This window comes from Rhizobium sp. CFBP 13726 (assembly GCF_014841925.1).
Classification (GTDB): domain Bacteria; phylum Pseudomonadota; class Alphaproteobacteria; order Rhizobiales; family Rhizobiaceae; genus Neorhizobium; species Neorhizobium soli.
Genome location: NZ_JACYUU010000003.1, coordinates 495022 through 508812 on the forward strand (window position 1 = coordinate 495022; position 13791 = coordinate 508812).

6 protein-coding genes are annotated in these 13791 nt (G+C 60.0%); 1 reads left to right on the forward strand and 5 read right to left on the reverse strand.

What is annotated here, in order from left to right; translation table 11 throughout:
• Nucleotides 1-12: 12 nt before the first annotated feature.
• On the forward strand, nt 13-759 hold the full coding sequence (gene visR / locus IFT66_RS16385; protein WP_062453829.1) for a transcriptional regulator VisR: 747 nt from the start codon (nt 13-15) through the stop codon (nt 757-759).
• A 5-nt stretch (nt 760-764) separates the two neighbouring features.
• Here the strand turns inward: visR and IFT66_RS16390 are convergent, their stop codons facing one another.
• The 5 genes from IFT66_RS16390 to IFT66_RS16410 all read right to left on the reverse strand — a co-directional run bounded on the left by IFT66_RS16390 (nt 765) and on the right by IFT66_RS16410 (nt 13786).
• On the reverse strand, nt 765-2963 hold the full coding sequence (locus tag IFT66_RS16390; RefSeq protein ID WP_092661168.1) for a DUF1217 domain-containing protein: 2199 nt from the start codon (nt 2961-2963) through the stop codon (nt 765-767).
• A 130-nt stretch (nt 2964-3093) separates the two neighbouring features.
• Nucleotides 3094-3549, reverse strand: a complete 456-nt coding sequence (locus IFT66_RS16395) for a hypothetical protein (protein WP_062453827.1) — start codon at nt 3547-3549, stop codon at nt 3094-3096.
• Between the two features lie 4 nt (nt 3550-3553).
• Nucleotides 3554-4636 carry a flagellar biosynthesis protein FlhB gene (flhB, locus tag IFT66_RS16400; RefSeq protein ID WP_062453826.1) on the reverse strand — a complete coding sequence of 361 codons (1083 nt, stop codon included), beginning with the start codon at nt 4634-4636 and terminating at the stop codon, nt 3554-3556.
• Nucleotides 4637-4790: 154 nt separating this feature from the next.
• Nucleotides 4791-11627, reverse strand: coding sequence for a beta strand repeat-containing protein (locus IFT66_RS16405; protein WP_192078239.1), 6837 nt, complete (start codon nt 11625-11627; stop codon nt 4791-4793).
• A gap of 107 nt (nt 11628-11734) precedes the next feature.
• Nucleotides 11735-13786: an O-linked N-acetylglucosamine transferase, SPINDLY family protein gene (locus IFT66_RS16410; RefSeq protein WP_192078240.1), complete on the reverse strand. Its 2052-nt coding sequence runs from the start codon at nt 13784-13786 to the stop codon at nt 11735-11737.
• Nucleotides 13787-13791: the final 5 nt, after the last annotated feature.

The following is a 13791-nucleotide window of genomic DNA, read 5'->3' on the forward strand; positions in this document are numbered from 1 at the left end:
CTTGGGGCAACAATGGGCTTTTCCCGCGGTGGAACGTCAGATGGACCGGGCAGCATCCAGTATCTGCGTCTTCAGCGTGCCTCCAGTCGTTCGGACATATTTCCCAAACTCGTCGCCATGCAGAGGAACCTCAAGGCGCGGCACTTTGCTGTGTTTCGTGTTACCGGCGCCGGGCTTCCCAACAAGCGCAAGCTGGTCTGCGAGCTGGACAACTGGGGCGCCGGAAGCGGGGAGCATCAGGGCGTACTCGTGAGCTCCTACGGCGATATGTTTCTCGATCATATCGAAATGTCGATCCTGCCGATCGTGTGGACCGGCACGGAAAAAGGGGCCTATAGCGAGGCCGGCGATTTTTCCTCGCTCGTGCGCAAGATCGACGACCGGATCATGCCATCGTCAGGAATTGCATTCCCGGTGCGGTTGGGTGCTCTCGGGAATGGCTACGTCACGTTTTTGTCGGGCTCGCTGGAGCTGGGCAGCAATCTGATCATCGACCAGCACGTCAGAAGTTGTCAGGTCATGATGGACCTTCTGGCACTCGATGAGCGTCGAAGCGTGCCGGCCGAATCCTTGAGCGAACGGGAAGTGGCGTGTCTTCAACTGGCCGGCGACGGTCGTATCAGCGAAGAGATCGCCGAGAAGCTTGGCCTCTCCGTTCACACCGTCAACGCCTATCTCGGCTCCGCGACGATCAAGCTCAATTCCGTGAACCGCATCCAGGCGATCGCCAAGGCGATCCGCCTCGGCTACATCCACTGAAGTCTCTATTTCGATGAAAGCTGGGCGACGGCAAGCAGCGTATCGGAGCTGATGCGTGTCGTGCCGGTGGTTGTGAGCAGCGTCAGCGCCGGCGATGTCGTCGAACTGTTCTCGGAATCGTAGAGCGCCGTGTATTGCTTGATCAACTTGGTCACGTAGTCCGGATCCTGAAGCTTCGAGATGTCGACGTATTTCTCGATCATGCTCGCCTGCTGATCCGTATCCATGTTGGATATGTAGTCGGACATGCTGAACGTCGTCTTGAAGAACTCGAAAAGCGCCGTGTCACCAAGGATCGTATAAGCGCTCGTAACGTCCGCCGCCTTGCGCTCGAAATACAGCGCCAGCCGCACGCCCTCGTTGGATTCCCCCTCCTGCTCTTCAAGCGTCTGTTGCTTGTAGTTATTGACGGTCGCCAGCACGTCGCCGCGCTGCTGGATCGTGCCCACGGGCTGCGCAGAAAGGTTGCCTTCGCTATCGAAGTTGAACGATGCGACGATCTCAGCAAACACGCCGTTGGCAAGACTGTTCACATAGCTTTTGGGATTGTCGAGATCGGACGAGAACATGTTCTTCAGCTCGTCCTTGGTGACCGATTTGGGATCGATCCCCTTCGATTCGAGCACGAAGGACACCAGGCGGTCGTCGGCAATTAGCTCGGCGGCCGTGGTGATCGTCTGCATCTGGGTATTGTAGTAGTCGATTTCCTTGTCGGCAGCTTCCTCAGCCTTCTCGCGAGCGCTGCCCTTGAGAAGTTTGAGCTGTTCCGTCTTGTAGTCTGTCGCGAAATTGCTGATGACGCTGGCTGACTGGACGAGGAGAGGCGTGTCGATATCGCCTTCCGCGTCGAAGTTGAACGCCTTGACCAGATTGACGTACCGGTCGTCTTTCAGCTGGTTGACATAGCTCTTCGGGTCGTTGGGATCACTTGCCAGAATATCCTTGAGCCGGCTCTTGCTGACATCGGCCGGATCGATCCCGTAGGCGCGCAGCGCGACGTCCCAGATCTCCGTCACATCGTCATTGGTATCGTCGTCGTCGTCTTTATTCGAACTTAGAAAGTCATCGACGCTTTTCACCTCGGCGATGCGCGTCTGATAGTTGGTGACCGCATTGGTGACCGCATCTTCCTGGTTGGCCTTGAAGGCCGTCTGGTAGGAGGTGCTGGTAGACGCCAGCTGGGTCTGGTTCTGAGCGGTCTCGCCAGCGGCGATCGAACCGTCGCTCTGGAAATTGAACATCGCCTTGACGCCCGTATAGCCGAGCGTCGCTGCAGCCGAATCGCTGGTCAGCAGCGACCGGATCGTGGAGGTGAACTGCACTTTGACGCTGAAGGCCGTGGTCAGATACTCGACCATCCGGGGGTCGTCGACCAACTCGTCGACACTGGTCATCGAGGCAATATTGGTTTCCCAATAGGTCTGGTTGGCGGCCGCGAGCGTATCGGATGGGAACGTCGATTTGTTGTAGACGTAATCGAGCCTCAGCGATTCGATCTGGCCGCTCGTCTGGGCGCTGTCGCCGTCTGCGACCGTGCCGTCAGCCTGGAAGTTGAACGCTTCGGCTAGCGCCACGAACTTGTCGCTGCCGGTCTGGTTGGCAAAGCTGTTCGGGTCTTCGAGATCGCTGGTCAACACCTGCTTCAGATAGCTGGTGGACGTGTACTTGGCATCGAGCCCGAATGAATCGAGCACATATGTCTTCAGCCGGCTGTTCGACAGGAGGTCGTCGACATCGGTGATATTAGCGATGGCCTTGCTGTAATAGTCGACCTCGGACTGGATATCCTTTTCTTCCTGATCGAAGGAATCCTGATACGCCTTGACGAGATTATCTTCCTGAACCGAAGTCTGCGCCTCGGCGGTCTTCGTGCCGAAGTTGAAAGCTGCCGCCATGGTCGCATAGCGCTTGTCGGTCAGCGAATTGGCAAAGCTTGCAGTATCGCTGAGATCGCTCTCCAGGACCTTCTTCATGAAGGCCTTTCCGTACGTCATTTCCTCAAGGCCATAGGCCTTCATCGCATAGGAATACAGTCGATAGTCATCGACGAATTCGTCGGCTGTCGTCACCTTGTCGATATTGGCTTCGTAATATTCGGTATCGCGAGCGACCGTGCCCTGGTTGGCGACGCGGTCAAGCGACGACTTCATGTCGCGGTTGACGATCAGATAGCTCGTATAGGTCGACAGCGTCGTCGAAGTCATGGTCTTCACCCTTAAAGATCGGGCTTCATTCCCGGGCATCGCCGCTTGATTCGGCAGTCAAATGCCGAATCAAGCATATGTACCAGAGACCCGGTTAAGCGGAGCTTTACGATCCGCGGTACGACGCCTTTTAGTTCGCCGTGGCGGCCATGCCGGCCAAACCGCGCATGGACGGTACGAAGGCTGCGTCCTGAAGACTGCGCTCAAGAAACCGGGTGTTCTCGTCAGGATTGGCCGAGGGCGAAAGGAAGCTGATGTAGTTGATTTCGACGCTCGCCTTTTCGGCCTGAAGCGTCAGCTGAGCATGGATCGTCACGCCACGCGGCTTGATCTCCAGGTCCAGCGTGACCGATGGGTGCGTATCCCAGTCGAGATGATAGTCGCCACCGACGCCGAAATTCACGGTGCCGGGATGGAAATACAGCTCGGCCGCCGAAGAGACGAGGTCCGAGATATTGGCATGATACTCAAGCCGCAAAAGCGAAATGAGATCGGCCGCATCGATGAGCCGTAATTCGGATGCAAGCGGGCCGATGGCCTTTGCGAGAATTTCTTCACGTACGGCGGAATAGGAGCATTTTTTCATTCTGTCAGCGCATCCGTTTGTTCTGACGACGTCCCGCATAGATCCGATGGATCAGTTCAGCGACCGCCTTATAAAAAACCGATGGGATGACGCTATCAACCGAGACTTGCGCAAACATGGAACGGGCGAGCGGTGGGTCTTCAAAAATCGGTATTCCGTGCTCCTGAGCAATTTCGCGGATTCGCATCGCAATCAGATCCTGGCCCTTGGCAACCACGACCGGAGCTTCCGATTCCTGCGCGACATAGCGCAATGCGATCGCATAATGGGTCGGGTTGGTGATGATCAGTGTGGCGCGCGGAACGCTGTTGATCATGCGCCGACGGGCGCGATCACGGGCAATCGAACGCTGCCGGGCCTTGACGAAAGGGTCGCCCTGCGACTGCTTCATCTCGTCCTTGATTTCCTGCTTGGTCATCCGAAGCTCGGTAAACCAGTGGAACCGCGTCCAGGCGATATCCAGTGCAGCAACCAGAAACGTGCAGGCCAGGACGACGATGATCATCTTCTTGATGATTCGCGCCAGAATTGGGAACAGCGTCTGCGGGTCGGAAAAGATCGAATCGAGCAGTTTGAAATACTCGTTGCGCAGCGACAGGTACATGATGATGCCGGCGGCGACGATCTTGATCAGCGACTTGCCGAAATGGACCATGCCCTGCATCGAGAAAAGCCGCTTGAACCCGGACATCGGCGAGATCCGGTTCCACTGCGGCCTGATTCGTTCGAGAATGAACGACGGCATGTGCTGACCTGCCGACGCAAGCAACCCGAAGCCCATGAACAGGACGGCTGCCGGAAGCATGAAATAGGCGCTCTGAAGCAGCACATAGGCGCAAAGCGACACCAGGTCCGCGCTCGAATCGATGCGCCACTGTTCGGGGCGTTCGACCAGATCTTTAAGAACCTCAGCCAGATGCGCGGTATTTTGCGGGAGGAAGAAGATCAGGTAGATGTAGAAGGCAAGCGTCGAGGCGAAGATCGCCACCTCGGACGAGATCGCGATGTTGCCCTTGTCCATCGCGTCCTGGATTTTTTTACCAGTCGGGTCTTCGGTTTTGCTGTCTTTATCCTGATCGTCGGACAAGAGCCAACTCCTGCTTCATCGGCAGCAAGCTTAGCAGAAGCACGGCGCGGTGGCATCTGTCCGCCCGTGCCGCGCCGCAAGGTTTACCGGTTTCTCACAGATGCTTTGAACTCAACGGCCGTCGAGCGGTTCACCGCGACGCGGTGAACCTTACTTATGCGACATAGCGGGCGATCACGGCGGAGATCTGGTCCGGGCTCAACGATCCCATCTGCGTATCGATCAACGCCGCAAGCTGGTCGCTCGTCAGATGCGAGATGTCTGCCGTCGAGATGCCGGAGATCCCCGAGGCACTGATGAGCGAGATGTCTTCGGCCGAGAATGTCGCAAGGCCCGCATCCGTCAGTGCGGAAATCTGTGCCGACGTCATTGCGTTGACCTGCAGCGGTGTGAGGGCCTCTGCCTGTGCCGTGGTGAGCGACGCGATGACCAGCGTGCTCAAGCTTGAGATCGCACCGGTGCTGAAGGCGGCAATCTCCTCGGTGGTGAAGCCGAGAATGTCGTCGGCGCCGATGCCCGATGCCTGAAGCGCGCCCAGCGCCCCGACCTGATCGACCGACAATGCGGCGAGCTGATCGGTGTTCATGGCGACGATCTGGTTGTAGCCGAGGCCGGCCACCTGGCTGGTCGTCAGCGCGCCGATCTGGATCGTGGAAAGACCTGCGATGATGCTGACCGGCAGTCCCTTGATCGAAGTCGGGTTGAGAACGGCCAGCTCTTCGAGTGTGAACGTGCCGAAATCGTCTGCCGAAATCCCCCCAAGTCCGTTGGCGCTGAGGCCCGCAAGCTGTTCGGTCGAAAGCGCGTCGATCTGCTGCGAACTCATGGCGTCGATCTGCAGGCTTGTCAGGCCGCCGACGCTGCCGGCACTCAAGGATGCAATCTGATCGTTAGAAAGCGCGGCAATAAAGCCGGTCGAAAGGCCCTTGATTGCGGATGAGCTGATCGCTGCCAGATCCGCCGTCGAGAAGGTTTCAAAATCTTCCGACGAGAGCCCCATCAGCGCGCCGGAACTCAGCGCCGCGATCTGGCTTGTCGTGAACGCGTCGATCTGCTCGGTATTGAGAGCCGCGATCTGAAAACTGCCGAGACCGGAAATGCCGCCGGCACCGATCGCTGCGATCTGTTCGACCGAAAGTGCTGCGATATAGTCTGTGCCGAGCGAGGCCATCTGCTTGGAGGTCAGGGCGCCGACCTGGTCGGTCGTCAGCGCTTCCAGGTGATCGACGCTGATGGCGTTGATCTGGCTGGTGGAGAGACCCGAGATCGCAGCCGGGCTCAAGGCCGCGATCTGCTCCGTCGTGAAGGCGCCGATCGTTGCCGTCGAAAGTCCGCCGACGCTGGCCGAGCTGATGGCCGCGAGTTGCTGGCTCGAGAGAACGGCGAGATCGCCGGTGTCGAGCGCTGCAATCTGCTTGGACGTGAAGACCGCGATCTGCGTGGTCGTCAAAGCTTCGATCTGCATCGAACTCAGGACGGCGATCTGCGCCGTCGAAAGTCCTGCAATGCCGCCGGTACCGAGCACGGAGATCTGCTCGACCGAAAACGCCGACAGCATTGCTGTGGAAAGGCCAGGCATCGCCTTCGAACTGATCGCGGCAATGTCACTGGTCGAGAACGCTTCGATATCGTCCTGGCCAAGCGCGGCAAGCTGTGTGGATGTGAGCATGCCCACCTGATCGGAGGTGAATGCCTCCACCTGATCGACCGTCAAGGCGGCAATCTGGGTCGCCGAGAGGCCTGATATCGCGCCTGTGTTGAGCGCCGCGATATCGTTCGGCGACAGCATCGCCAGATCGTCCGTGCCGAGCACCGCAAGCTGGCGGGACGTCATCACCGAGAACTGTGCAGTCGTCAGGGCTTCCACCTGCAACACGCTCAGGGCATTGATCTGGGCGGTCGACAGGCCTGCAATGCCGTCGGCGCTGAGAGCCGCGATACGGTCGGTCGAAAGTGCCGCAATCATCGACGTCGACAGGCCGGGCACGGCCTTGGACGTGATGGCGGCGATGTCTGCAGTCGAGAATGTCTCGATGTCGTCAAGTCCGAAGGCTGCGATCTGGCCTGAGCTCAAGGTGGCGATCTGGCTGGATGTCAGTGCCTCCGACTGGCTCGTGCTGAGCGCTGCGATCTGGACCGTCGAGAAAGCGGCGATCACCGACGGGTTGAGCGCCGAAATGTGATCGGCCGAGATGGCAAGAATGTCGTCGGTGCCGAGCGCTGCCACCTGCCTCGATGTCAGGGCCGAAAGCTGGCCGGTGGTGAGTGCGCCGACTTGATCGGTGCTGAGGACATTGATCTGGGCCGTTGTCAGCCCGGCAATGCCGCCGGTGCCGAGTGCAGAGATCTGATCGGCGGAGAAGCCTGCAATCGTCGCTGTCGAGATCCCCTGCATGGCCGACGAACTGATCGCCGAAAGATCGCCAGTGCTGAATGTCGCCAGATCGTCCGTGCCAAGCGATGCGATCTGCGTCGAACTCAGCATGGCAACCTGAACGGACGTCAGAGCTTCGATCTGATCGCTGCTCATGCTGCTCATCTGGGCCGTTGTCAGCCCCGCGATGGCGGCCGTGTTGAGCGCTTCGATCTGATCGTGGGAGAAGGCAGCGATCCCGGATGTGCCGAGCGCCGAAATCTGCCGCGAGTTCAGGTTCTTGATTTGGCTCGTGGTCAGCGCAGACAGCTGATCCGTGCTCATCGCCCCGACCTGAGCCGTCGTCAGGCCGGCGATATTGGCGGTGCCTAGCGCTTCGATCTGGTCTGCCGAAAAGCCCGCGATGGTCGCGGTCGACAGACCCTGCATCGCAGCCGAGCTGATCGCGGCGATATCAGCTTCCGAGAAGGTCGAAAGATCGTCGGCGCCAAGCGCTGCAATCTGCGATGAACTGAAGGCGCCAACCTGGGTCGCAGTGAAGGCCTCGACCTGAGCGGTGCTAAGGACGCTGATCTGTGCGCTCGAAAGCCCCGTAACGCCGCTCGAACTCAGAGCGGCGATCTGGCCGGCCGAAAGGGCCGCGACATCTTCCGTATCCAGCGCTGCGATCTGCTTGGAGTTGAGAACCGCAATCTGGGACGATGAGAGCGATCCGATCTGGTCGCTTGTCAGAGACTGGATCTGCTTCGTCGACAGCCCGGACAGTCCGGCTGCACTCAGCGCTGCGACCTGATCGGTGGTCAGTGCTGCGATCACGGCGGTCGAAAGCCCGACGATGAGGTCGGAGCCGATCGCTGCAATATCCTGCGTCGAGAATTTGCCGATATCGGCAGTGTCGAGCGCCGTCGCCTGCCGGGAATTGAGGGCCGCGACCTGCTTGCTTGTCAGCGCCTCGATCTGCGCCGAGTCCATGGCGTCGATCTGCCGGGTGCTGAGACCGGCAATGCCGGCTGTGCTGAGCGAATCGACCTGGTCGACCGACAGTGCCGCGATCATGTCGGTGGAGAGGCCGGCAATGGCGTCCGAGCCGATCGCGGCGATATCTGCGGTGGAGAATGTGGCGATGTCGTCGGTGCCGAGCGCTCCAAGCTGCTTGGAGCTGAGCGCGCCGACCTGCGAGGCCGTCATGGCTTCGACCTGCGCCGTGCTCAACGCACTCAGCTGGCCGGTCGAAAGCCCGGCGACACCCGCCGCGCTAAGCGCCGCGATCTGGGACGTCGTCAGTACGGTCACGTCGCTGGGGCCGAGAGCACCGACCTGCGCCGAGGTCAGTGTCGCGAGCTGCTTCGTGGTGAGGACCGAAACCTGGTCGGATGTCAGCGCATCCACCTGCTTCGTCGTCAGTCCGGAAATGCCGTTCGTGCTGAGCGCCGCGATGGCTGCGGTCGAAAGAGCAGCGATCACCGATGTTGAAAGCCCGGCAACCGCGCTGGAGCTGATCACGCCGAGGTTCTTGGCGGAAAACGCCTCGATATTGTTGGAGATGATCGCCACGATCTGCGACGAGCTCAGAACCGCAGCCTGGCGGGTGGATAGCGCTGCGATCTGATCCGAGGAGAGCGCGGCAATCTGGCTCGTGGTCAGTCCGACAACACCGGTGGAACTGAGTGCGTTCACCTGGCTCGAGGAAAGAGCGGCAATATCTGTAGTCTCAAGAACAGAGACCTGCAGCGAGGTCAGCGCCGACATCTGCTTGGTGGAAAGGATCGCGATCTGACCAGCGCTCAGGGCATCGACCTGCCGTGTCGTCATGCCGGAGATACCGGCTGTGCTGATCGCCACGATCTTCTCGCTCGACAGGCTGGCGATCGTTGACGTGGACAGACCCGAAATTGCGCCCGAACCGATCGCCGAAATCTCCTTGGTCGAGAATGTCGCGATGTCGTCGGTCCCGAGTGCAGCAAGCTGCGAGGATGTGAGTGCACCGATCTGATTGGAATTCAGCGCTTCGGCCTGATCGACCGACAGAACGGCGAGCTGTCTGGTGCTGAGACCCCCAACGCCGGAGGCGCTTAGGGCTGCGACCTGCATGGAAGATAGCCGTGCGATGTCGGCGGTATCAAGCGCTGCGACCTGCGTCGATGTCAGGGCCGCCATCTGCTTGGAGCCGAGCACCGTGATCTGTGCGGATGTGAGAGCCTCGACCTGATCGACGCCAAGCGCTGCCACTGCGGAGGCGCTCAGTGCGGCGACCTGCGCCGTGGAGAGAACCGCAATGTCGCTCGCGCCGAGCGCTGCGATCTGTGTCGGTTTCAGGGCGGCGATCTGCTGGGTGCTCAACGCTCCGATCTGGGATGTCGCAAAAGCTGCGATCTGGCCTGTACCAAGTGCCGCCAGGGCACCTGTCCCAAGCGCTGCGATCTGGCTTGCGGAGAGCGACGAGATCGCATCCTCCGACAGCCCGCCAACCGCGCTCGATCCGATTGCTGCAATATCGAGCGTCGAGAAGGTGGCGATGTGATCATCGTCGAACGCCGAGAGCTGTTTCGACGACAGGGCGCCGACCTGTGCCGACGTCAGGCTTTCGGCCTGCCGGGTCGACATTGCACCGATCTGGTCCGCGACCAAGCCCTTGATGGCACCTGTTGACAGTGCTGCCACCTGGTTCGTCGACAGTGTCGCGATACCGTCTTCCGTCAGCGCAGAAACCTGCTTGGAAGACAGGACCTTTACCTGAGCCGCCGAAAGCGTAGCCACCTGATCCGTCGACAGTGCCGCAATCTGCTGCGTGCCGAGGTTGGCAATCGCGCTCGTCCCGAGAGCGGCGATCTGCGCTGTCGTGAGTGCCGCAATGATATCGGTGCTGAGGCCGCCGATGCTCTTGTTGGTGAGCGTCGCGATTTCTGCGGCCGTAAACGTCGCGATTGCCTCGGGGGAAAGCGCTGAAAGCTGTTTCGAGGTCAGTGCCGCGATCTGCAGGGTGGATAGGATATCCGCCTGCTCGGCCGAAAGGCTGGCGATCTGGGTTGTCGAAAGCTTGGCGATCGCACCCGTGCCGAGAGCCGCGACCTGGCTGATGGAAAGTCCTGCGATCGCATCCGAACTGAGGCCGCCGATACCCTTGCTGCTGATCGCGGCGATTTCGGCGGTGGTAAAGGTCGCGACTGCCTCCGGCGACAGTGCGGCAAGCTGCTTCGAGCTCAGCGCCTTGATCTGGACCGAAGACAAGGCCTCGGCCTGTTCGACCGAAAGGGCGGCAATCTGGTCCGTGCCGAGGTTGGAAATGGCGGACGTGCTGAGCGAAGCGATCTGTCCGGTTGTCAGCGCGGCAATGTTCTCGACGGTCAGCCCCGCAATGCCACGATTGCTGATGGCAGCGATATCGTCGGTCGAGAAGGTGGCGATTGCCGAATCGCTGAAGGCTGCGATCTGCGACGAGGTCAGGGCCTTTACCTGGACCGAGGAGAGCGCTTCCGCTTGATCTTCGGAAAGTGCTGCAATCTGCACCGTCGAAAGCTTGGCAACGGTCGCGGTTCCGAGTGCTGCAATCTGCTGCGTGGAAAATTCGGCTATGGTGCCCGTGCTGATGGCGGTGATCTGCGTTGCGCTGAGCGCTGCAATCTGTGCTGTCGCCATGGCAGTGAACTGATCGACCGAGAGCGCTGCCACCTGCGTTGCCGAAAGCTTCGCAACCGTCCCCACGGTCAGGGCGGCGATCTGCTGTTCGGACAGGGCTGAGATCACGTCGGTTGTCAGACCGGAGACCGCCTTGCTGCTGATCGATGCAATGTCCGCCGTCGAAAACGTTTCGATCGCTTCTGCGCTCAGAACCGCGAGCTGGATCGAGGTCAGCGCTTTTACCTGGACCGAGGATAGCGCTTCGGCCTGGTCGATGGACAGAGCAGCAATCTGATCGGTGTTGAGACCGACGATCGCCCTTGTGTTGAGCGCCGCAACCTGATCCGTCGACAGCGCCGCGATATCGTTGCTGGTCAATGCGCCCATTTGCGACCCGCCGAGAGCGGCAATCTGGATTGTCTTCAGCGCTGCAAGGTGATCGGCGGAAAAGGCATCGATCTGGCTCGTGGCCAGATTGGAAATCGCCGCTGTGTTGAGCGCTGCAACCTGTTCTTCCGACAGTGCGGCGATCAGCGTCGATGTCAGGCCGCGCACACCTTTCGCGCTGATCGCAGCCATGTCGGCGGTCGAAAATGTTGCGATCTCGTCGGGTGTAAGGGCCGCGATTTGTTCCGAGGTGAGGGCGCCGACCTGGACGGAGGTCAGAGCCTCGGCCTGATCGTCCGAAAGGCTGCTGATCTGTGCGGTCGACAGTGAGGAAACCTGTCTCGTGCTCAGGCTGGCGATTTCGTTCCCGTTGAGAATGGACAACTGGTCCAGCGTCAGGCCGATGATCGCATTTTGCGAAATGGCATTGAGCTGCACCGTGTTCATCACGTCGACGTCTTCGACATCAAGGGCCGCAATCTGCGAGGACGACATCGCAGCGATCTGCTTGGTCGAAAGCGATGCGACATCTTCCGTGGTCCACGCAGCGACGCTTGCCGTTGAGAGGGACCTGACCTGAGAGGCACTCAGGGAGGAAATGGTCGAGGTCATACGCTATGATCCTTGATGCGGCATTTGATTTTAAAAATGGATTTTGAGCCTTTGAGACTGCCGAAAACCCGGACGCTCTCGATCGAGAACAGCCGGGTCAGGACAGTTCAGCCCTTGTTTTGTTTCCAGAAACGGTCGTCGTAGGGAATCGGCGCATATTCGTTCTGATATGCCAGCTTCGATGTGTAGCGCTTCCGGTAGGCATCGGCAGTTTCGAACTCGATCCCCTCGAGAACGAGCTCCGCGCCGACTTCGTAATAGATGTCGAGATTGCGAAGATCAGGCACCGGCGTCTCCCCACGCTCGGCCTCGCCCTGCATCTGCCAGTAGAGTTCTTCCAGCCGACGCGCGAGGCCGGGCATGTCCCGAAGCGCGCTCGTGTCGCGCTTGTCCCAGAGCGACGTTCTGATCGCGCGCAGGCTCTCGCGGTCATGCGCAAAGCCGATGGCGCGCGCGACATACTCCTCCGGTGTGGCGCAGATCATCTCCGGAATGCCGGCGGCGGCAACAATGCTGCCGCAGAACCGCGAGGCAAAGCCGTTGCCCGAAACGGTGAGGATCGGAAGACCCATGGTGATGGCGTCCGAGGCCGTCGAATGCGCGCCGTAGGGGAATGTATCGAGGAAGAGATCGGCACAGGCGATGCGGGCAAGGTGATTGGCGTTCGGCGCTTTCGGCGCGAAGATCAGCCGTTCTGCCGCGATGCCCTGCTTTTCTGCCAACTGACGCAGCCGCACATTGGCATCCTCGTCCCCCGCGAGCAGCCAGAGGACGCTGCCGGGCGTTGCAGACAGGATCTTCATCCAGCGATTGAAGCAGTCCGATGTGATCTTCTGCATGCCGTTGAAGCAGGCATAGACGAAGGCGCCGTCCGGCAGTCCGGCATCGATGCGGCTCGGCGTCGGGGCGATTACGCGCTTGCGGTCGATCGGCTGGTTGCAGGCGATCCGCAGCACTTTCTCGGTGTAGAAGATCTCGTTTTCCGGCGGCACGATGTGACCGTCGGCAATCATGTACTCGTGGAACGGGCTGCCGATCGATCCCGGATAGCCGCAGAAATTGACGATGACCGGTGCCGGACGGTAGGCGAAGATTTTCGCACGGGCCATTTTCGTATAGCCGTTGACGTCGATCAGGATATCGATCTCGTCGGCGCGGATCGTCTTCGCCGCTTCCGCATCGCCAAGTGCCGCAATATCGCGCCACTGGTCGGCGACCGCCTTGATCCGGTCCTGCGTCGCGTCATTGGTGCGGGCCTCGCCGCAATAGTAGGCGTAGATCTCGACGTTGTCCTTGTCGTGCAACTCGAGCACTTCGCGCAATGCAAAACCGACGGCATGGTCGCGAAGGTCTGATGACAGGTAACCGATGCGCAGGCGCTGCCCGGTTCCGGTCTTTTTCTTGGCCGCCTTGCGCGGGAAGGCGCTGAGGTCGAACGGCCCGCCGATAAGCTGCTTGCTGTAGCGATAGGCCTTGGCCAGCTGGAACATCGGATCGTCCGAATAACACGACAGCGTCAGGGGCGACATGGCGTCGAGAAGCTGGCGCGGCGTCACATGCGGCGATGTCGTAGTCAGAACCGGCCATTTGCACTGGCGCTGGCGAATCGAACTCCAGTGCTGGCCGGCCTCCGTCTTGTTTGGCTGCAGTTCGATCGCCTGCCACAGGATGGATTCCGCATCATCCAGCCGACCTGCGTTTTCGAGCACGCGGCCGGTATGCTGCATGGCCATCAGGCGGTTGTTGATGCGGTCAGGAATGACTTCGTCGGTCAGATCGATATAGGTGCGCCATTTCTGGAGTGCCTGATTGATGAGGCCGGAATCTTCGAGCGTACGTCCCAGATTGATATGGGCCGGGCCGAAAAGCGGATCGAGCCTGTTGGCCGCCTGCAAGGCGAGAATGGCGCCGGCATTGTCGCCCTGCTGTCGCAGCGTCACGGAGTAGTTGAAATAGGCGACATGCAAAAGCGGGTGGGTTTCGTTGAAGGCGGTCCACACCTTGTAGACCTCGACGGCGCGCGCCTGCTGGCCGCTGGAATTGAGCGCTTCTGCAACCTGGAACAGATCGCCGAGCGAGAGTTGCTGGTTCTGCGCCTTCTCCAGAATACTGGCGAAGGGCGAAGCCTGGGCAGTTGCAGGTGCGATATTGGCGTTCATGACCA